The 22,249-nt window shown below is 60.5% G+C and carries 11 protein-coding genes; 4 read left to right on the plus strand and 7 right to left on the minus strand.

Annotated features, from left to right (window positions below; translation table 11 throughout):
• The first annotated feature begins 28 nt into the window (after positions 1–28).
• Positions 29–2,977 carry a TonB-dependent receptor gene (locus J8C05_RS03745; protein ID WP_211422851.1) on the plus strand — a complete coding sequence of 983 codons (2,949 nt, stop codon included), beginning with the start codon at positions 29–31 and terminating at the stop codon, positions 2,975–2,977.
• 51 nt (positions 2,978–3,028) lie between these two features.
• Here the strand turns inward: J8C05_RS03745 and J8C05_RS03750 are convergent, their stop codons facing one another.
• Both J8C05_RS03750 and gltX read right to left on the minus strand, forming a co-directional pair.
• Positions 3,029–4,162, minus strand: a complete 1,134-nt coding sequence (locus J8C05_RS03750) for a pyridoxal phosphate-dependent aminotransferase (RefSeq protein ID WP_211422852.1) — start codon at positions 4,160–4,162, stop codon at positions 3,029–3,031.
• Positions 4,163–4,172: 10 nt separating this feature from the next.
• Positions 4,173–5,702 carry a glutamate--tRNA ligase gene (gene gltX / locus J8C05_RS03755; RefSeq protein ID WP_211422853.1) on the minus strand — a complete coding sequence of 510 codons (1,530 nt, stop codon included), beginning with the start codon at positions 5,700–5,702 and terminating at the stop codon, positions 4,173–4,175.
• Between the two features lie 217 nt (positions 5,703–5,919).
• Here gltX and J8C05_RS03760 point away from each other — a divergent pair, with 217 nt between their 5' ends.
• Both J8C05_RS03760 and J8C05_RS03765 read left to right on the plus strand, forming a co-directional pair.
• Positions 5,920–6,849, plus strand: coding sequence for a PLP-dependent cysteine synthase family protein (locus J8C05_RS03760; RefSeq protein WP_211422854.1), 930 nt, complete (start codon positions 5,920–5,922; stop codon positions 6,847–6,849).
• A gap of 117 nt (positions 6,850–6,966) precedes the next feature.
• The gene (locus J8C05_RS03765) at positions 6,967–9,240 is read left to right on the plus strand and encodes an AAA family ATPase (protein WP_211422855.1); all 2,274 of its coding nucleotides are present in this window, start codon (positions 6,967–6,969) and stop codon (positions 9,238–9,240) included.
• Here the strand turns inward: J8C05_RS03765 and J8C05_RS03770 are convergent.
• From J8C05_RS03770 to queD, 5 genes are all read right to left on the minus strand, one after another.
• On the minus strand, positions 9,237–11,771 hold the full coding sequence (locus J8C05_RS03770; RefSeq protein ID WP_211422856.1) for a glycogen/starch/alpha-glucan phosphorylase: 2,535 nt from the start codon (positions 11,769–11,771) through the stop codon (positions 9,237–9,239). The genes J8C05_RS03765 and J8C05_RS03770 overlap by 4 nt on opposite strands.
• Before the next feature lie 32 nt (positions 11,772–11,803).
• A complete protein-coding gene (locus tag J8C05_RS03775) occupies positions 11,804–12,283 on the minus strand; it encodes a hypothetical protein (RefSeq protein ID WP_211422857.1) in 480 nt (159 codons plus the stop codon).
• Between the two features lie 21 nt (positions 12,284–12,304).
• On the minus strand, positions 12,305–16,078 hold the full coding sequence (locus J8C05_RS03780; protein WP_211422858.1) for a PD-(D/E)XK nuclease family protein: 3,774 nt from the start codon (positions 16,076–16,078) through the stop codon (positions 12,305–12,307).
• An 86-nt stretch (positions 16,079–16,164) separates the two neighbouring features.
• Positions 16,165–17,394 (minus strand): MFS transporter, encoded by a 1,230-nt coding sequence (locus J8C05_RS03785; protein WP_211422859.1) that lies wholly within the window; start codon positions 17,392–17,394, stop codon positions 16,165–16,167.
• A 12-nt stretch (positions 17,395–17,406) separates the two neighbouring features.
• Positions 17,407–17,784 (minus strand): 6-carboxytetrahydropterin synthase QueD, encoded by a 378-nt coding sequence (queD, locus tag J8C05_RS03790; protein WP_211422860.1) that lies wholly within the window; start codon positions 17,782–17,784, stop codon positions 17,407–17,409.
• Positions 17,785–18,007: 223 nt separating this feature from the next.
• On the opposite strand from queD, the gene J8C05_RS03795 reads away from it, so the two are divergent.
• Complete coding sequence (locus J8C05_RS03795; RefSeq protein ID WP_211422861.1) at positions 18,008–22,153, plus strand: protein kinase domain-containing protein; 4,146 nt, start codon at positions 18,008–18,010, stop codon at positions 22,151–22,153.
• Positions 22,154–22,249 lie beyond the last annotated feature (96 nt).

Consider the following 22,249-nt stretch of genomic DNA (forward strand, 5'->3'; position numbering starts at 1 on the left):
AGAGCCTGCATCGAGGTCAGATTGGGTCATGGCCGTCCGTGTTCCCTGGATTATCAGCTTGTTGGTTCTGGCGCTGTGGTTGTTGTCACCGGTGGGCTACGCCCAGAGCGGTTCAACAACCGGCACGATCACCGGGCGGGTCTGCGACGCTTCCGGGGCGGTCATCGGCGGCACGGAAATTGTCTGTCTTCAGATGGGAACCGGGATGCAGCGCACCGTTCAGTCCCGTGAGGACGGCACGTACGAATTTCTCAACCTGCCGCCGGGGGACTACGAACTGCGCGCCCGGGCGGCCGGCTTCGAGGACAAACGGCAGACCGTCCGCCTTTCGCTGGGTACCACGGCGCTGGTGGTCATCACGCTGGCCACGGCCGGGACGACCGACGTCATCGAAGTCGTGGCCGATGCCCGCAGCGCGGCGGAATCGGCCACGAACATCCGGCAGAATGAAATCCCGACACTCCCCATCAACCGGCGCGACTTCCTGCAATTTGCCATCACGGCGGCGCGAACGGTCCCGGACAACCTGCCCGACCAGGGCGCCACGGCAACGTCGGGCATTTCCTTCAATGCCCAGTCACCACGGCTGAACAACCTCACCATTGACGGGCTGGACAACAACGATGCCACGTCCGGGAGCATCCGCTCGACATTCTCCCAGGAGGCCGTACGTGAGTTTCAGGTCGTTTCGGATGGCTATTCCGCCGAGTTCGGGCGCGCCCTGGGCGGCATCATCAACATCATCACAAAGTCCGGCGACAACCAGTTTCGCGGGTCACTCTTTGGCTTCTTTCGCAACGCCGCCCTGAGTGCGCGGGAATCCCTCACGCCCGGCAAGCCGCCTTTCGAGCAGTACCAGTATGGCCTCACGGCCGGGGGCCCGCTGTGGCGCAACCGGGCGTTTTTCTTTGTGACCGGAGAGCGGCTCAACATCAGGCAGAACACCGTCGTGACCATTTCCGACACCGTGCGCGCTGCAGCGCTGCGCAATGGATTTCGGTTCGAGACCGGAAGCATTCCCTTCAGCACCGGTGGCTCGACGGCCCTTGTCCGGGGGGATTGGCAGATCACACCGGAAGACAACCTCACGGTGCGCTACAACTACGGGGGGCAGGTGAATACGGCTTTTGAACCCTTCGGAGGGTTGACCGCCAGCACCTTCACCGGAGAGCAGCGGCTGACCGACCACAACCTGGCCGTCAACAACACGTTTGTCAGCCAGCAGGCCTTTGTGGTGGAAAGCCGCTTTCTCTACAGCACCCGTCTGCAGGACATCGGCGCTGCCGATCCGGGGCCGCGCATTGCCATCAATGCCCCGGAAGGACAGGTCATCTTTGGGAAATCCCTCGTTCTGCCGCAGTTCCGCGATACGCAGACGTACCAGTTTTTTACCTCTGTGGGTTTGGTGCGCGGCCGCCACCAGATGAAATTCGGCGGCGATGTCCTGCGGGTGGATTCACGGCAGCGCCAGCCGGCCAGCGAAGGCGGACAGGCCAACTTTTCGACGGTCAGCCTTGCTGCCCTGGGCGGTCCGCCCGGCTCACCGTCCATGTCGGCGCTCCAGGCTTTTGACCCGACATTGCGCACACCCCAGCAGCGGGCCGTACTGGCGCTCATCGGGGCTGGTCTGCCCAACCGTTTCCCCGGCTTTCCGGCGCTGCCCCTGGATGTCCTGCCCATCACGAATGACTACCGGCAGGGCTTTCTCGACCCGCAGCCGACGCGGATACCACAAACGGCCTGGAGCCTGTTTGCCTTGGATGATGTTTCACTGCACCCGGCCGTAAAGCTCAATCTTGGTGTGCGCTATGACCTGATACGCGCGCGCAGCACGCCGGAAAACAACGGCCTCGTATCGCCCCGCATTGCGCTGGTCTGGCAGCCTCTCCAGAAACTGACCGTACGGAGCGGCTACGGCCTGTTCACGGCCAGCAATCTGACGTTTCCGATTTTTACCGTTGTCCCGGTGACGCGCCGGACACTCGTGTTGCCGTTTCCCTTCAGCATCCTGCCCTTTACCCAGCCCAACCGGCAGCTTCCTCCATCGGGCGATTTCCCCTTTGGCATTCAGCCTGTCCCCCAGTTTGGACTGGAGTTTCAGTTTGCCCGGCGCCTGCCGGCCAGTTACACCCAGCAGGCCAGCCTCAGCCTGGAGTCCCAGGTTGGCCAGACGCTGTTTTCGGTGGTCTATAACTACGTCCGTGGCAACCGCATTCTGTCGCTGCGCACCATCAACCCGGTCGTCCGTCCGGGTGTTGATCCGCTCGACAGCGTCATCAACGGCCGTCTCGATCCCCGCCGGGGAACGGTGAATGAATATGCCGCCGCCTATGACAGCTACTATCACGGCGTCACCTTTGGCGTAGAACGGCGGGTCGGACGCTTCACCGGTCGCGCCAGCTACACGTTGTCGAAAGCCATTGACAACTATGTGGATTTCCGTACGTCTTTGCAGGAATTTGCCGAGCCGCTCGACGTTCGCGGGGAGCGTGCGCTGTCCATTCAGGATGCCCGCCACCGGGTCGTGCTGTCCGGGGTGTGGAAGCTGGACTATTCCAAACACCTTCTGCTGCGGGATTACACCCTGTCCTACATCTTCACGGCGGTTTCGGGGCGTCCGTGGAATCTGCTGGCCGGTGTGGACCTGAATCGGAACGGCGATGCCAATGACCGGCCGGCCGGGCTGGGGCGCAACGTCGGAGTGACGCCAGCGTTCTACAATCTCGACGTGCGCCTGGCGCGGCGTTGCATCAACCGGGACCGCTTCAAGCTCGAAGGCATTGTCGAAGCCTTCAACCTTTTCAACCGAACCAATGTGCGCGAGTTCGGACGTACCTTCCCACCGGTGAATCCTCCGCTCAACACCGAGTTCAATCTTCCGCCGCGCCGTGGCGGGCGGTTCATCGTCACCCCTGATCGCTACCGGCGCGCTTTTCCGCCGCGTCAGATACAGGTCGGGTTTCGGATGACGTTTTAGCGGCGCTGCCCGGACGGGCAGCCGGGAAAAAGCGTCGTTCAGAGATGCCATTCAGAGATGGCGGGCAAGGATGTCGAGGCCGGCCCGGAGCTGGTTGGGTTCTGTCAGGCAGGACAGCATGAGGTGAACGCCCTGCTCGCAGCCGTAGAAGTAGCCGGGATGCACGAGGACGCCATGTTCGAGGAGTTCCAGCACGAGGTCTTCTTCGTCCTCCCACCCGGCAATCCGTGGAAACAGGTAGTAGCCGCCATCCGGCGGGTGGACGGTCACATTTGGGCAGCGTTGCAGCCGGGCAAGCGCCAGATCGAGCGCCGCCCGCAGGCGGTCGCGCATGTGCTGTACGAAAGCCTGCCCCTGCTCAAACAGCGTCGGCAGCATGAACTGGGTCAGGGCATTGGCGCTCAGAAAGGCATCGTTAAGGATTTCAAGCCGCGTCCCAAACCTGGTCGCGGCCGGTTCGTTCAGCGCGATCCAGCCCAGTTTCAGGTCGGGCAGGGCCAGGCGTTTGGAAATACCATCAAGATGAAAGACCGGAAGCTCCGGGTGCAGTGTCCCCAGCGGCGGGCTGGTCGGAGCCCGGTAGGTAAAGGTGGCAAACACTTCATCACAGATGACGGGCAACCCAAGCTGGCGGAGCGCCGGCAGTGGTTGCTGGACGATCATCCCGGTGGGATTGTGGGGCGATACCAGCAGAACGGCACGGGTCTGCGCGTCTGTTGCCGCGAGCAGCGATGCTTCATCAATCCGCCAGCCATGGGCTTCATCCAGCCGGTAGGTACGCAATTCCACGTGGTGTATGGCCGCCAGATGCTCAAACAGCGGATACGTGACATCGGGTCCGAGCACGTTGTCGCCCGGTTCGGTGAGCAGCGCAAAGAGCAGGCTGTAGGCTTCACTCGTACTGGCGGTGATGAAAATGGCATCCGGTGACACCGCGAGCGGCGGCGTCCGGCGGGCGTAGTCCGCCGCAATGACCTCCCGCGCCGGCAGCCACCCGTGCGGATCAGGACAGTAGCGCCGGTTCGCCCAGTAGTCCGCTGCGGCAGCCTTCAGCACATCGGGCGGAAACAGCAACCCCTGGTGGGTTGGATTGCTGCTCGTCAGGTCAAGGTAGTGTCCCTTGCGCTGGCGGGCCTGTTCGATGCGATTGGGTGTCAGGTCGGCGTCAGCGAGAAAACCGGGCATGGGTCAATGTTCAGGATGTGGCCGCCGCGTCACGGCTGGCCGGCGCTTCGGCCATGAGCCGTTGCCCGGTGGCGCGCAGGCGGGCGCATGAACGCTCGCGGCCAATGAGGACAAAGACCTCAAACATGCTTGGCCCTACACTTTGTCCCGTGAGCGCCACCCGCGCCGCGTTGATGAACAGTCCGGCCTTGACTTCCCGGGCCGCAGCAAAGTCCCGGAGCGCCGCTTCGACCGCTTCTGCCGTCCAGTCCGGGAGCGGTTCGAGCGTGTCGGCCAGTTCCGGCAGCCACGTTGCCAGGCGGGGGTCACGCAGGTTTTTCCGGGCAGCTTCCGGGTCAATGTCGAAGGTGTCGTCAAAGTACGCCCGCCCGTAGGTGGTGAAGTCCACCAGCGTGCGGAAACGCTCACGAATGACATCCACCGTACGGGCAAACCACGCCTGCCCGTCACCGGTAGCAAAGGCAGGCTTCCAGAGTCCGGCCGTCTCAAGCTGCGCCTGCACCATGGGGAGCAACCGGTCGAGCGGCAGAGTACGGAGATATTCTGCGTTGAGCCACAGGGCTTTCGGGTCGGTGAACTGCCGTGGGTCGGCCAGCGGCTGGTCCGCTGGCGGAAGGTTGAAAATCCCGTTGGTGCGGCTCACCTGGGCAAAATCAAAGGCGGCGATCATGTCCTCCCGCGAGAGGATTTCCCGGTTGTCACCGGGGGACCATCCGATCAGGGCAATGGCATTGAGAAAGGCGTCCGGGATGAAGCCCTGCGCCTGATAGAACTGCACCGTCGCCCGTTCGCCATGCTTGCGTTTGGAGAGTTTGGCGCGTTTGCCATCCAGAATGAGCGGCAGGTGCGCAAAGGTGGGTTCCGGGACGCCCAGCGCCCGGTAGATGAGCAGTTGTTTGGGGGTGTTGGCAAGGCCGTCCTGCCCGCGCACAACGTGCGTCACCCGTTCGGCAATGTCATCGGCCGCGTTGCTGAGAATGTAGAGCGGTGAGCCGTCCGAACGGAGCAGGGCAAAGTCCTCGATGTCGGCATAGCGCTTGGTCTGCTCCCCGTGAACCAGATCGTGGAACGTCACGGCGCCGTCCGTCCGGGGGACGCGGAACCGCACGACATAGGGCGTTCCCTGGGCTGTGAGCTGGGCTTCTTCTTCGGGCGGCAGGGTGCGGCCGCGAAACACAAAGGGTTGTTTGGCTGCCTCGGCCGCCTGCCGCATCGCTTCCAGTTCCTCTTTGGTTTCGTAGGACTTGTAGGCATGGCCGGCCGCGAGCAGTTGTTCGGCAAGCTGGCGGTGGGCTGCCAGCCGTTCGGACTGGTAAAAGGGACCTTCGTCCCAATCGAGGCCCAGCCAGCGCAGCCCGTCCAGAATGGTCGCCACGGCTTCCGGCGTGGAACGCTCACGGTCCGTGTCTTCAATCCGCAAAATAAACGTGCCGTGGTGTTTACGGGCAAACAGCCAGTTGAAGAGCGCCGTGCGCGCCCCACCGATGTGCAGGTAGCCGGTCGGAGAAGGCGCGAAACGGACGCGGATGCCTGAGTTCATTAGAGGTTGGTGTCCTGTGGGCGTAAAGTTCCGGCGTCGGGCTGCCGGTCGGCAAAGTCTTAGCAAAACACCCGGCCGTTCGTCACGTCCGACGGTCTATGAACGACCGGACTGGCAACTGGGACCCTACGGCCCGTCCGGTGTATCGCATCGTTGCCTTGGAACTGCGGCAACGATAGCATCGCCCCTGTCAACCATCACTCTGAAGATACATCCCATGGCACTTGGTATTACGGAAGACATCACGGAACTCATTGGCAAAACCCCCCTGCTGCACCTGCGCTCCGTCGTTCCGGCAGGAGCCGCCAATGTGTATGCCAAACTTGAATACCTCAACCCTGGCGGGAGCATCAAAGACCGCGCCGCGCTGGGTCTCATCACCGATGCCGAGCAGCGCGGGCGGCTCAAGCCCGGCGCTACCATCATCGAGCCGACCGCCGGCAACACCGGCGTTGGACTGGCGCTCATCGGACGGACGCGCGGCTACCGGGTGATCCTGTGCGTCCCGGAAGGCTACAGCCGCGAAAAAATGCAGGTTGCCGAGGCGTTGGGCGGGACGCTGGTCTATACGCCCTATGAAGAGGGCATCCCCGGCGCGATTCGCAAGGCGCTGGAGCTGGCGGAATCCATCCCTGATGCTTTTGTTCCACAGCAGTTCAGCAATCCGGCCAATCCGCACATTCACTACCTGACGACCGGCGCCGAAATCTATGAGCAGCTTGGCGGCAAAGTGGATGGGATTGCCATTGGCTGCGGCACGGCCGGCACCTTTTCCGGCGTGGCCCGCTACATCCGGGAACGCAACCCAAACGCGGTGTGTATCGCCGTCGAAACGGAAGGCTCGGTGCTCGGCGGCGGACAGCCCGGCCCCCACAAAGTTGAGGGAATCGGCACAAGTTTCATCCCGGAAAACTTCCACCGCGAGTTATGCGACGAAGTGGTGGCTGTCACCGACCGCGACGCCTTCGCCATGGTTCGCCGCCTGGCCTGTGAGGAAGGGGTCCTGTGTGGTGGTTCGGCCGGCGCGAACGCTTTTGCGGCCATTCAGCTTGCCCGGCGTCTTGGAGAAGGGAAGAACGTCGTCACGATTTTCCCGGACGGCGCTGAACGCTACATGAGCAAAGGGATTTTCGACGAACTGCCCTGACACACGGTTCCGGCTCGTTTCCCGTCGCCCTGTCTCCGGCTGTCATCCAGCATCCGATTTCGCTTTCCGCTGCCTCCAACGGCAATCTGCCGGGGGACAGGGCAACACTTTTTTCGCATGGGATGGCGCGCGCATGCGATAGTGGAAGTGGAACCACCACGGAGGCTCTACCCCCACGCCGGCCAGCAGGCTGTGGTTCATCTTGCCTTTGTGACACCCGAAGCCATGGATATTGCGGAAGCGCGCGCTGCCAATCTACGCGGCAACGAACATCTGCAACGTGGGGACTATGCGGCTGCCATCGCTGCCTACCGGGAAGCCATTGCCTGTGACCCGCATGCGCGGGCTTATCCACGTGAGCGGGGTATCATCCACGCCAATCTCGCCTACGCCCTGTCTCTGGCCGGAGACCTTGACGCGGCCTGCGAGGCGTACCACACGGCAATCCGGCTGGAGCCACGGCGGGGCACCTATCACAATGAACTGGGCGATGTTCTGTTTCGCCTTCAGGATTGGTCGGCAGCGCTGGCGGCCTATCACCGGGCGGCCCAATCGGAAACCTTTTTGCGGGCCTACCCGGAATCACCCGGACTGATTCAGTACAACCTTGGTCTTACCTACGGCGAGCTTGGCGACCGCGAAGCCGCACGGCGGCATTTTGCCGAGGCCCTGCGCCGCGAACCCAAAAACGAAACCTACCGCGTGGCTCTGGAGTCGCTTGGCCCGTGGCCTTCATCGGCGCCCTCATCTGCACCGGCAACACCATCCGCTGCGCAACCCAGGGGGCGTCCGACCTTTGCCCAGGTTGGGGGATGCCATGAAGCCAAGCAAACCATTGCCCAGGCCGTACGCATTGTGCTCGAAGCCGAGCGGGCTGCGCAGTATCGCATTCACCTGAACGGTATTCTGCTCATTGGCGGGCCGGGCAGCGGCAAAACCTTTCTGGCGGAGGCAACGGCGGGTGAGTTTCAACTGCCGCTCGTGCGCGTTACGCTCAGCGAAGTGACCTCGAAATGGTCGGGAGAAGGCGTCGAACGTCTGCGTCAGGTCTTCGAGCAGGCGGCGCAGCGCGCTCCGTGCCTGTTGTTTTTTGACGACTTCGAGGGCCTGGCGGCCAACCTGCGCGATACGGAGTCCAACATCGAGCATCGCCGCTTTCTGGAAGCCTTTCTTCAGCACATCGAGCAGATTCGGCAGAAACCGGGCGTGGTGCTGATGGCTGCAACCTCCCAGCCGGATGTACTGGATGCAGCAATGGTCCGTCCCGGACGGTTCGACTGGCGCGTGACGCTGCATCCACCGGAAGTTAACGAACGCCGCGCCATGCTCGAAAACCTGCTGCATGCGCGCCCCATTGGAGACATCAACTACGAGCACTGGGCGCAGCGCACGGCCGGATGTACGGCGGCTGACCTGGCACGGCTCGTCAACACTGCCGCCTTGGAAGCCTTTGCTGCCAATCAGCCGATTGCCGACCACCACCTGGCGGCGGCGCTGTCGAAGTTTGAAGCCAGTGAGCGTTTCGTAGGCACACGCCGCGCGTGGTCGGACATTGTGTTGACAGAAGAAGTGCGGGCGGCCTTTCGTCTCATCCAGTACCTGCTGGAAAATCCTGATGCCGGCCAGTCCTTTGGTCTCACGCCACCGCGTGGGGCTGTCCTGTACGGCCCACCGGGGACGGGCAAGACCACCCTGGCGCGCGTTCTGGCCCATGAGGCGCGGTGTAGCTTCTATGCCGTGACGCCGAGTGACATCTACGCCAAGTGGGCCGGTGAATCGGAACGTCGCGTCACGGAGCTGTTCCAGCGCGCCCGGGCGCATCGTCCGAGCATCATCTTTTTTGACGAAGCCGATGCCTTGTTTGGCGCGCGGTCTGCCGCTGCGGCTGAGGCTGCGCCCCATGTCAACCGCGTCCTGAATCAGTTTTTGGCCGAGATGGACGGCCTGCGGGCCAACGACCGCCTTTTTATCCTGGCGGCAACCAACCGGCTTGACCTCATTGACCCCGCCATGCTGCGTGCCGGCCGCCTGTCAGAAAAAATCCACGTTCCGCTGCCGGTGCAGGAACAACGCCTGGCGCTCTTCAGGCTGTTTACCCGGACCATGCAGCTTGATCCGTCCGTGCGGCTGGAGGAACTGGCTGCTGCAACAGCCGGGAAATCCGGCGCGGACATCGAGGAACTCTGTCATGCGGCGGCACGGGTGGCGTTTCTCCGGTATGTGGACCGGTCCGTGCCGTCACCTCAGCCGCTTGTGACCGGAGAAGACTTCCAGGCAGCGATGTCATTGTTGGGTATCGCTGTTTCGCCCTCGTCCTCCCCGTCGGCAACGGAAAAACGGTCAGCCCCGACATCAACCCTGTTGACGGAAGAAGTGGCCCTGATGTCTTAGACATCACAGGTCGCCATATTGACCGCCACGGGTGAGACTCTCCAGATGGATTGGGCATACTCCTGAATTGTCCGGTCACTGGAGAACTTACCCATTTTGGCTGCGTTGAGAATGGATTTTCGTGTCCATTGGTCCTGGTTGAGGTAGGCCTGCGCGACACGCTCCTGACATTCAACATACGCGTGATAGTCAGCCAGAACGAAGTACTGATCACCCCCTTCGAGCAGGGAGAACAGAATCGGGTGAAAAAGCTCTTTGTCCAGGGGGCTGAAGTATCCACCACCAATCATGTTGAGCACTTCATTCAGCTCTGGATCGCTGTGGAAGTAATCCCACGATGAATAATGTGGCTTGAGTTTGGCAATCTCCTCAACGGTGAGTCCGAAAATGAATATGTTGTCGGACCCGACTTCTTCAGCAATCTCGATATTGGCACCGTCGAGCGTTCCAATGGTCAGGGCACCGTTGAGGGCAAACTTCATATTGCCGGTACCGCTGGCTTCCATGCCAGCCGTTGAAATCTGCTCCGAAAGCTCAGCCCCCGGCATAATTTTTTCTGCCAGGGAAACGCGATAGTTTGGAAGGAAAACAACCCGCAGACGGTCTTTCGTAATGACATCATTGTTGATGACGTCAGCCACAGCGTTGATGAGACGGATGATGAGTTTTGCCTGACGGTAGCCCGGCGCCGCTTTCCCTGAAAAGAAGATGGTTCGTGGCACCATCTCAAGGTTCGGGTTATGACGGAGACGGTTGTAGAGTGTAATCGCGTGGAGCAGGTTGAGCAGTTGGCGTTTGTATTCGTGAATTCTCTTGACCTGACAATCGAAGATCGAATGCTTGTCTATGTGCAGCTTCTGTTTCCAGGTCTGATTGACGACTTCAATGAGAATATCCTTGCCATCCTGCTTGACTTTTTGCCAGGCTTGCCGGAAACCCGGATCATCAGCAAAGGGAATGAGTTTTTCCATCTCATACAGATCGGTCATCCATTTGTCACCAATGGCTTCCGTGATGAGAGAGGCAAGCTGAGGGTTACAGCATGCCAACCATCTTCTCTGCGTGATACCGTTTGTCTTGTTTTCAAATTTGTCGGGAAACATCAGCGCAAAATCCCTGAACAATTCGCGCTTGATGATCTCCGTGTGGAGTGCTGCAACGCCATTGACCCGGTGTGAGCCAACGATAGCCAGATTGGCCATGCGTATGGACTTGGGACGAATACCGAGAACCGGCTCTTCAACAAGGGAGACCCGTTGAACAAGCTCCTCGTTGTTGGGATACCTGACCCTGACGTCCCGGAGAAAGTGATAGTTAATGTCGTAGATGATTTCCAGATGACGTGGCAGAACCTTGCCCAAAAGTTCAACGGTCCATTTTTCCAGTGCTTCGGGTAGAACCGTATGATTCGTGTAGGCCACTGTGGCCCGCGTCAATTCCCAGGCTTTTTCCCATGGAATATCTTCCACATCAACAAAAATGCGCATCAGCTCGGCAATGGCAATAGCTGGATGTGTGTCGTTGAGCTGTATGGCTACTTTGTCGGGGAATTCATCGAAAGTTTTTCTTGTCTTCTTGTAGCGTCGGATAATGTCCTGAAGTGTAGCGGCAACGAAAAAGTATTCCTGTTTTAGCCGAAGTTCTTTGCCTGAGTGCCGGTTGTCGTTTGGGTAGAGAACCTTTGAGATAGTTTCTGATTCTGTTTTGCTCCTGACGGCACTTATGTAATCACCCTCATTGAAGTGGTGGAAGTCAAACTCGCGTGATGCTTTCGACGACCAAAGCCTTAGTGTGTTGACATTTTGGACGCCATATCCGGGAATAGGCGTATCATAAGCCATAGCCAGAACCGTTTCGGTTTTGATCCATTTGTGAGCAATTTTGCCGTTCCCGTTTGGAAATTGGACTACCTCCCCGTAGTAGTGGACGGGATAGAGCACTTCCGGTCGTGCAATCTCCCATGGGTTTCCATACCGGAGCCAGTTGTCCGGCTGTTCGACCTGTTCGCCATCCTTGATTCCTTGGTTGAAGATGCCGTACTCGTAGCGGATACCATAACCGTAGCCGGGGATGGCAAGTGTCGCCATGGAATCCAGGAAGCAGGCTGCCAGCCGCCCAAGCCCCCCATTGCCAAGCCCGGCATCCGGCTCGGTTTCCTGGATGTCTTCGAGCCGGTAGCCAAGGTCAAGCAGCGCTCTCCGGCATTCTTCCTTGAGGTTGAGATTGACGATGGCATTGCCCAACGTGCGTCCCATGAGAAACTCCATGGAGAGGTAATAGACCCGTTTGGCATCTGCCCGATAGTAAGTATCCTGGGTGCGCAGCCAGCGTTCGATGAGCCGGTCGCGGACGGCGTAAGCCAGGGCGAGATATTGATCGAGATGGGTGACGGTGAAGCGGTCTTTGGCGAGCGTGAATTCGAGATGGTCAAGAAAGCTCCGCTGTATGGCTTCGGCGGTGAGTCCGTGATAACTCTCATAAGCTGAAAGATTGGCAGCCGATTCTGAAAGTGATGTTTTTACTTCGGACATAACAGTTTCTCCCTTCCTGGATTGAAAAATGACTAACGTCCGCCTGAAGCCTGTGCTGGCAGAGGAATCAATCTTGAGAAGACGAACCTTCCCAGACAGGCCAGAAAGATACAGGGAATGGGTGCTGTAAACAAGGCAACTGTGCGTGGAATCAAAGCCCTATAGCCAATTTCCGTTCCTTCCTTGATATTCAGTGAGTCCCAGTGCAGGAAATATGAGTTCTGCAAATTTCCTATCAGGCTCACAAAAGTCATTATCCAGATGAGAATTTCTGCAAATTCAGCGATGATGAGACCAATGAGTACGGTTTCTGTCCAGCTAAATCTGCCAACCGGTGACGACAATGCCCCGAAGTAGAGTGAACTGAGTAGCATGGTGTTGACGATGGAAAACATGGCATTTCCACGCGGCGCGTATGGAATGCCTGAAATCCCGGTGATAAACCGTCCCATGGCAACCAGAAAAATCACCACGAGTGGCATCTTTACAAAGCTGAAGACTTTTAGAAACATGATGTTTTTGCCTTGACCGACTTACACTGTCTTACACTGTTCCGTCACTCTTCTGTGTTTGCGTTGGATTCTGTGTGTCTCATAACGGCAAACCGGCTTGAAATCACAAAACCGGCATTCTTCCGGTCCACGTGACGGGAGCACCTGAAAATGCCCTTTTTCGATTTTCTCTTTGTACTTCCACACATAACCCAGGATTGACTCATAGGTTTCCCTGAACTTTTCTTCTGAAAGGAAGAAGTGGTTCTGCTCCTTTGGCAACAGTTCTTCACCATCGGATCGGTAGAGTCCATTACGGCAGCGCGGTGTTTTCGTGATGGAGTAGTATCCGCCTCCAATGACAGGTTGGAGCGATGGAAAACACTTCTCTATTGATGCCAGGTAAATTGCAATCTGCACATCACGTCCTTTCCTCATTTCATCAATGGAAGTTCCTTTTGAAAGCTTGTAGTCATAGACAATGAAAAATTCCTGCTCTTTTTCTGCCTGAGGCAATTTTGCTTTCAGCACATCAATTCTGTCAATCTGGCCCCGGAGGAGAATTTTTTGCCCCTGTTTGTTCGTGAGTTCCAGAGGTTGCGAGACAGAGGATTCATCAGCTCCGGTTATCTTCATGCCGAAAGCCAGCTCTGTGATATGTCGTGTCGCTTTTTTGTCGTAGGATAGTTCCTCGGCAATCAACTGTTCCAGAAAGGTGATCAGGATACGTTTTTCAATTGCCCATATTTTCATGTTGAGGGGCGGAATGTGTTGCTCATACTGTACAAATACTTTTTCAGCGATTTCTCTGAGACGGGTGAGTGCTGTTTCAGAGCCTGTGCTCTGGTGTGGCAGGGGCCCGGCCCGGTAAAAGTCGCGCAGAATATCGTGGAGAATCCGCCCGCGTTCTGAAGCTTGCAGATCGAGGGCGGTGCTGACCCTGGGGTACAACTGGAGGACGCGGTGGGCAAAGAAGCGGAAGGGACAGGCGGCATACTCATTGAAGGCCGTGGCGCTGAAGACGTGCTGTTCCCCGAACCGTTCGTTGAGTTCGGCCTGCAAACCCTGATCTTCAATTTGACCGTCAAAAGGCGTCCAGAGATGACTGTACCGGTCCGCCTCCACCTTCTGGCGCTGCCGGAGATTGTCCGACAGCCATCGTTGCTGCCGGACATATTCCTGCACGGCTTCCAGTTGTTCGGTCAGGGATAACACCGACCGGCCATTTCCTCCCATTTGGGCAGCCGAGGCCGATGCTGAGGCAGGTTGCGTGGTTGTCTGTCCACGGCGCCGTCGGGCCTCTGCGGCGGCGGTCTGGCGGAGCAGTTCGTGGCGCGTGGTGGCTTCGAGAAACGTGGCGCCGTCGTAGCCCTTGGCAACCAGAATGTGATGCGGCCCACCGGGGGCTGTGGCCGGCACGAGACGCTGGATTTCGGCCAGAAACGAGGACGGGACAAGTTCCTGGTCTTCCGCGCCGACGGTCGGATAGGAAAGATGGACGGCCGCCGTTGCCCGGCACACGACCTGGTAGAAATAGTGCTCTTCCTTGACCATGGTGGCCGGGGAGATGTCTTCCAGAACAAGACCGTCTTCCTTGAGGCGTTCGCGCTCGGCGGGCGGATACAACCAGTCGCCCGGCAGCCGGGGCGGGAAGCCACCCTCAACCATGCCGGGAACGAAGATGATGGGGAAATGCAGGCCGCGAATGGTGGTGACCTCGAGAATGTGCACCGCGCCGAACGTTTCTGGCTCGACGCGCAGGGTCAGGTCATCGAGTGCCTGCAGGATGTCCGACAGAAAAACCGCCAGTGTCATCCGGGCCGGCTGGCTACCGTCAGCCGTGGATGGCTCCTGCAGCGTGGCGGCAAGGCTTCGGGTCGCCAGCCGTTCGGCATCGGCCACCGCGATGGCTGCACGGCGGACTGCCTGAAGCCCCCGCAGGTCAAGGGTGGCCTGGAGACGTTGCTGTGGTTGACCGATGGCTTTCTGGATGTTGGCTTCAAGCGCCTTTTCGTAGGAAAGCTGGCTCAGGGCCTGCTCAATGGCTGCGTTTAGCTCGCCAGCCGTGCCTTCGATGGGAATTTCCGCCAGGATTTGCCCCAACTCCCGCAGGCTGCGCCCGGCTTCCTGCAACTGCGCGGCCGTGATGGCATCCGGGCGAACCATTGGCCCGCCTGACTCCACATCGCTGCCTTCGCCGGTTTCTTCTTCGTCTGCTGTGGGAGAACTGCTGTCCGCTTCCGTCGGCGGGAGCGCTTTTGCCAGGTGTTCGGCGCGCTTCAGCCAGTCGGCAAGGTGGAGTTGTTCCCCAACAAAAGCCACGACGTTTTCAATGTCGTCGGCCGACATCTGGTGTCCGGGGAGCGTGAAATAGTCACTTTTGAGAATGTCAACCAGCCGGCTGACCGGTATCCGGTCGGATGTGGTTTCGCCACGTGGACGGTCAGCCGCAGCGGCGACGAGCTTGAGCCAGGCGCGCACGGCCGGGATGTCGGTCACGGGCAGGCGTTCGTCAAGGGCATAGGCGATTCCTTCATCACTGAGCACCCGCCGCAGATGCGCGCCGTAGGTGTCCCGGTCCCGGAGTACGATGGCGATGTCGGCAGGCGACCGACGCTCTTCACGGACATAATGCTTGATGGTTTTGGCAATGTGGCGAAGTTCGCGTTCGATGTCCGGCGCTACCGCCAGAAAGACCGGCGCTGTTGTGTCCGGTGGGGGTGTAAACGCCGGGTTGAACAGCCCCATGCGCAGGACATCAAGACCCGGAGCCGTCGGCAGGCGCGTCACCGGCCGGTTGCCAGCGCGTTCGTGAAAGATGACCTCCCGGCAACCATCACCCATCATTTCCCGAATCTTGGCGATGGTTTCGTGGACGGCAGCAAAAACGGCGGGATTGTCGGCGTCGTCGTCGAAGTTGAACGTCACGCGCGGTATCCGTTTGATAAGGCGGCGCAGGATTTCGCCCTGTACCGGCGTGAGGTCGAAGAACCCATCCACGATGAGCCACTCAACCCCATCCAGCAACGGGGTCTGGCAGGGAAGTCCATCGAGGCTGCCGTCGAGGGCGGCCATGGCGCGCAGGTAATCGGCATCACTCTCGGTAAACTTTTCTGTGGCGGCCGGGAACTGATCCGTATGGGATGGATGCGGGCTGTTTTCGGGTATGCCGCCGTTCAGCACCGTGGCATAGCACCGCATGATCTGCGCCACATCCCGTTCATAGCCATAGATTTGTTCGGCTGACTGCGGAGAGGGAGGGGGCGGCAAGCTTTCCTGAAGCCGGGCAATCCGCTCTTCGACAATACTGGTAAACTCGGCAGCAGTTTTTCCGGCGCGGGTGATTTCACCGATGAGCCGCGTGACGGAAGCCACACAGCCGCGCGCGGTAGCCAGTTGGCCGAACGCCGGAAGCTGCCTGCGTTGGGTAAGCTGCCGCATCAGTTGGGCGATGAGCGGACGGCGCAGCGGATAATCCTCGCCGTTGATGTCACGGCGGTAAGCCACCTTCTGCCAGCCCGTTCCCTCGTGTTTGACACGCGCCGTCCGCAGCAGTCGCCGGAGGAGACCGTTGAACAGGTACACCGGCAGTCCATCGAAGATAACCTTCACCGTTTGTCCGGCGAGGATTTCCAGGGAAATGGCACTCAGCAGGGGGCGTGAAGCCACGAGGTAAATCACGCTGTGACCACCGGCTGGTACGTCTGACCGCGATTCCTGCTGAAGGTACGCCGTGACCTTTTTCAGCAACTCCTGACGTTGGCTGCCCAGAAGCGGACCGCGCCAGATAGTATGCTCAACCGTCGTCGTGCTCATGGTGATCCTCCCTGCGCCCGGCGTGGCCGTAAGCTGTGGCTGTAAGCTGGCGGCCGGGAAAGATAGCTGTCAACTCACGTGTCAACTCACGACCGGGCGGAGGCCGTCGTCTTGACCGCCACAAAGGCCAGGAATACGGCGGCGGCCAGCGCCGCGACGGATGCTCCAGTGACGAAGGGGGACGCCACAGAGACGTGTTTCATGGCGTAGCCACACCAGGCCGGCGCCAGAATGCGCCCCAGACTGGCCACGGAAGCGGCCACCCCAAGCACTTCCCCCCGTTCGTCCTCGGCGGCGCGGTTGGTGAGCAGGGCCAGCAGGGTCGGATTGGCCAGTGCCGTCCCAATGCCCATACCGCCGCACAGCCAGACGAGTCCCGTGACGGTATCGGCAAAGGGTGCAACGGCCAGGGTTGCCGTCAGCAGTCCGATGCCAATCGCAAAGATGGTGCGCTCTCCAAAACGGTGAACCAGCGGACGGATACAGCCACCCTGCACTACCGTCATGGTGAGACCGAGAAAGGCAAACAGGTAGCTGTTGTCGCGTTCCCCAAGACCGAAACGGAGATTGGTGTAGAGCGGAAGCATCATCTGGTAGCAGGATGCCGCCACGATGAACAGAAAGTTGATGATGAGCAGGGGGCCAAGCTGTGGGTGCCGGAACCAGCTCCCCAGCGAGGTGATATGCCCTTCCTGGTGCTGGAGGGTGGCTTCGGCGCGCTGTTCGGGGGACAGACTTTCCGGCAGCAGCCACCACATCACCAGCGCATTGCTGAGCGCCAGGCCGGCAGCGACATAAAACGGCGTGGCCGCATCGGTGTAGTGGGCAATGACGCCGCCCAGCGCCGGGCCAATCGTGTAGCCCAACCCAATGGCCGCGCCGATGAGGCCCAGGCTCTGGGCGCGCCGCTCCGGTGAACTGACATCGCTGGCGTAACTCATCGCCAGCGCCGTGTTGCCGCCTGTCACCCCATCCAGGGCCCGCGCCAGAAACAGGATGCCCAGCGCAAAAGTGCCATCCGTCAGCAGCGAAGCCGCACCGGTGGCAGCGGCCGCCACGGCCGAGCCACCCATACAGGCCAGCAGCAGCGGCTTGCGCCCCTTCCGGTCTGAAAGCCGCCCGATGGCCGGCGCAAAGAGCAACTGGGCAATGGAGTACGAGGCCAGCAGCCACCCGACGACCACTGCCGAGCCGCCAAAAGTGCGGGCATAGGTGGGAAGAATGGGGATGACCATCCCCCAGCCAATCTGGTCAACCAGTGTAACGATAAAAATCAGCAGCGACGCCCGCCGCGCCTGGTCTGGACCCGACATCATAAGCATCCACTCTTATGCATCGTCCGATGCCTCACCGTAGTAGTGGCAGGCCGAAGTGCAGGTTTCGGCAATGCTCACCCGATACAGACAAGGTAAGGCCGGCGCGAGCCGTTCCCAAATCCAGCGGGCGAGGATTTCACTGGTGGGATTTTCGAGTCCGGGAATGTCGTTGAGGTAGTAATGGTCGAGTTGCAGGCGGATTGGCTCAAAGGCCTGCCGGATGGCGTCGAAGTCCATCAGCCAGCCGAGTTCGGGATTGACTTCGCCGCGCACGACAATCTCCACGCGATAGCTGTGGCCGTGCAACCGCCGGCACTTGTGCTGGGGCGGGACATGGGGCAGGTGATGGGCTGCCTCAAACGTAAAGGTTTTCGCCAACTCGACATGCATAGTCCGCTGTACACAACTGGAAAGCTGAAGGTGATCTTACGCACAATGTCTGTGGCGTCAACGTACGGCCGAATGTCGGCAACAGCTTGACGTGGCCCGACTGCGGCCCATACCGTTTAGGGCGCGCACACTCAACGAAACCCTCGACTCGTCATCTTTCACCGTGATGAGCTGCATCTGAAGCCACTCCAGGATGTAGGTGATCACGTCTTTGGCCTGCACCATGACCGAACGCGAGTCGCCACCGATGGAAGTGACTGACGACCAGCCGGACCCGCTGCTGGGGATGACGGTGGATGGCAAGTACCGCATCGAACGGGTGCTCGGCGTGGGCGGGATGGCCACGGTGTATGCGGCCGTGCGGCTGCAAATTGGCGACACGGCTGCCATCAAGGTGCTTTCACCGGAGTCGAAATCCGTCCCGCTGGCGGTCGCCCGTTTCCAGCGCGAGGTGCGCGCCGCGGCCCGGATCAAACATCCCAACGTCGTGTCCATCTATGACTTCGGGACGCTGCCGGATGGGCGCGCCTACATGGTCATGGAGTACATCACCGGGGAGTCCCTGCGGGAAGAACTCAAGCGGGTGGGGCGTCTCGTCCCCGAACGCGCCGTGGCCATCATGACCAGCGTGTGCGCCGCCATTCACGCCGCCCACCAGGAAGGGATTCTGCACCGCGATCTCAAGCCGGAAAACATCATGCTGGCGCGCATGCGGGATGGGGGCGAAGTCGTCAAGGTCGTGGATTTCGGCGTCGCCGAGCTGCATGAGCAGGCGGCCACGTCAGCCATGACAAAGCTGACCGAATACGGGCTGATGGTGGGGACACCCCACTACATGTCGCCGGAGCAATGCCGGAGCGAGCCGCTCGATGCCCGGTCAGATGTGTACAGCCTAGGCATCATTCTCTACGAACTGCTGACCGGGAGCGTGCCGTTCAATGCCCGGACGGTTTCAGCCGTCATCATCCAGCAGGCGACGGAAGCACCGCGCCGTCCGCGCGATTTGAACCCGGAGCTGAGTTGGGCGCTGGAGCATGTCGTGCTGCGGGCGCTGGAGAAAGACCCGGCGCGTCGGCCGCAGACGGCAGCCGAACTGGCCCAGGACCTGCAGTTGTCGCTGACCAATGTGAGGGCCACGGGGTCGTTCGGTTTTTCCGCCCCACCGGCCCGTGATACGACCGGTTCACTGCCGCCGGTGACGTTCGGGAGCACTTCCGAGCACCTCACGCCGCGCTCCCTGGTGGTACGCCGGTCGGGAACACTCCGCTACGACAGCCTGACCGGGATTCGGAACCTGACCTTTCTCAAGCAGGAGGTGGAAAGTCTCGTTGCCGCCCGCCGGACGGCTTCGCTGCTGCTGGTGGGGGTGGATGGCATGAAGGCCGTCAACGACCGCTTCGGCTACACCGTGGGGGACAGCCTGTTGCGGGAACTGGCCCACTGGCTGCGTGAGCACGTGGGTGAACTGGGCATTGTGGCGCGGCTGGGCGGGGATGAGTTTGCCATCCTTCTGCCTGGCAACACGGCGGCCGACACCATCGTGTTTGCCGACCGGATGAAGCAACGTCTGGCTGAGCAACGGTTCCTGCGGGCTGAAGTGACCGGGGGACTGCCGGTGCAGGTGACGATTGCTGTGGTGGTGTCGCCGGATGATGCGGTCACCGGCGTCGGCCTGCTCGATGTGGGCGGGCAGGCACTGGCAGCGGCGAAGCGGCAGGTGCCGGGGGGCATTTACCGGCAGGGGCTGGATGAATCCACCCTGCGCGCCCACCCGAACTTCAACGCCTTTGTCGGTCGGGAACGGGAACTGCACCGGCTGCGGGAAATGTTTGACCGGACGGTGGCCGGGCGCGGACAGCCGGTTCTGGTGCTCGGCCCAACGGGAATCGGCAAAACCCGTCTGCTCCAGGAATTTCGCCGCCAACTCGCCGGTCAGGAAGTCACCTTTCTGACCATGCCCTTCTACGAGGCTGGTCAGGGGACGCCGTACAAGTCCTTCTACGACAGCCTGCGGGGAAGCTTGCAGTTGCTGCTTGAAGCCAATGAGCCGCCGGTCGTCCAGCAGATTCTCGGTCCGCTGGCCGAGCGGGTGTCGCTGGAGTTTGCCACCGAGGACGGGTTTCTGCACTTCTGCGATTCCGTACAGTCGGAAAACCAGCACGAGCGCTATCTGGCCTTTGACTATATGGTGGCGCTGTACGCGGCGCTGGCGCACCAGCAGGTCACGGTGCTGTTTGTGGATGACGCGCATTTTGCTGATGAGCTGAGCCTGGATTTGCTGGCGTATCTGGCGCGCTCAACCGTCGGGCAACGACTGATGCTGGTGCTCACGGCGCGGACGGAAGTGCTGACCGAGCAGCATCCCCTGCGCAACTGGATGCGGGCTGTCAATCAGTCGGTTGGGTATCAGTCCCTGACGCTCGAACCGTTGTCTCTGGAGGAGTCCACGGCGCTGCTCCACACGACGTTTCCCAGTCTGAAGGTTGCCGGCAGCACTGTGGCCCGTCTGCATGCGGAGACCCGTGGCAATCCGTTCTTTCTGGCCGAGATCCTGCGCCACCTCGTGCAGACCCAGCATATTGTGCGTCAGGAAGACAGTTGGGTGTTTCCGCCGCTGACGGATGTCTCCCTGCCGCCATCGGTCGTAGAGGTCGTTGAGGCTTCCTTTTCGCGTCTTTCTCCGACGGCTCTGGAGTTGTTGTCCCAGGCCGCGGTCATGGGCATGGACTTTACCTTTGACCTGCTCGTGGAAGTGACCGAGCGCCCGGAACGGGAAGTTCTGGCGGCGGTCGAGGAGGGCCTGGCGCAGGGCATCATCACCGAGTTGACCGAAGCCGAGGAAGACAGTTACCGCTTTCGCCACGGAACGGTGCAGAAGGTGCTTTACAACCGGCTCAACCGGCGGCGGCGGCGCACAACGCATGCCGCGGTGGGATATGCGCTTGAAAAGGCGACGACCGTGACCGGGCGCAGCAGCCGCCTGGCGGGTGAACTGGCCTTTCACTTCTACCACGCTGCGGAGTATCTCCCCACCCTGCGCTATGCCGCCCTGGCCGGAACTCATGCCTGGCGGAGCTGGGCCATTGATGAGGCCCTCAAGTTTTATGGTTGGGCCGAAGAAGCCGAGCGCCGCTTGAACATCCTGGTGGATGTCATCTTTGATGAGAAGCAGGCATCATTTGACAACGTGCCCGTAGAGCAACTGCGGCTCATTGCCGACTTCAACCTCAACTACGGGCAGATGCTCATTCACATCGGCCGGCTGGATGAGGCTGAAAAAAAGCTCCAGCTTGCCCAGACCCTGGCGCGTCCTTCCCAGGACGAGCACCTGCGGGGCAAGACGCTGGCGGCGCTTGGTGAACTGTGCGAGGCCCGGAGCGAGTATTCCTCGGCGCTGCTCTACTGCCACCAGTCCCTTGAAATCCTGCGGCGCAAGGGCGACAAACGCGCCGAAGCCCGGACGATGGCGATGATCGGCACACTGTATGACCGGCTGGGGCAGTTTGCGCGCGCGGCCGATGCGCTGGAAAAAGCCTTGGCGCTGGCGCGCGCCATCCGGGACCGCCAGATTGAGGCCATTGCTCTGCGGGAGGGGAGCTTCGTCCGCGCCCGGCAGGGATTGTTTGCCACGGCGGTGGCGCTGGCCAAAGAAGGCATTGCCGCTGTGGAGCGGCTGTCTGACCCGCTGGCCCTCTCGATTGCCACCAGCATCCTTGGTTTTGCCCTGCGCTCCCAGGGCGACTACGAAACCGCCATAGGGCATTTTCAACGGGCGCGCCAGCTTACCCAGGACCTCAATCGTCCGCGCAGTGAGTGCATCGAACTCACTAACCTCGCGGAATGCCACATCGGGTTGGGAGAATCCTCCCTGGCGCTCGACAAGGCCCAGACGGCGCTGGATATTGCCCTCAGGATTGGCAACCGTCAGCTTGAAGGGCTGGCAACGCTGACCATTGGCCGCGCCTATCGCCAGCGGGAGGAACTCGGTGCAGCCGTGGTGTGCTTCCAATCAGCCCTGAAGCTGCTTTCATCCATCAGTGACCGGGCGGCCGAGTGTGATGCGCTGCTGGCGCTGGCCGATTGGCACTGTCTGGACCGGCATCCGATTGAAGCTCTCGAACTGATGCACCAGGCGCTGGCGGTACTGCCGGATGAAACCGCCCGGCCGTGGCAGTGGCGGATTGCGGTGATGTTGGCCCGTTGCCACCGGCTGTTGCGGCAGGTGGATGTTGCCCGGACTGATCTTGAGAAAGCGCGCACCATCATCGAGACCCTGCGAAGCAATCTTGATCCAAGTGTGCCTCCCGACCGCTTTGCACGGGTAACGCGGGCCTTCGACGAGGAATGGGCGGAAGTGTACGGCCAGTGACACCTTTCTGTCCCGCAGCGGCGTGCCGTTACAGAAACCCGCAGGCTTTCAACGCTCCGGTCTGGCCGCCATCGGGCAACCCCAGCGCCCTGTGCG

The organism is Chloracidobacterium sp. N (genome assembly GCF_018304765.1).
GTDB classification, from domain to species: Bacteria; Acidobacteriota; Blastocatellia; order Chloracidobacteriales; family Chloracidobacteriaceae; genus Chloracidobacterium; species Chloracidobacterium aggregatum.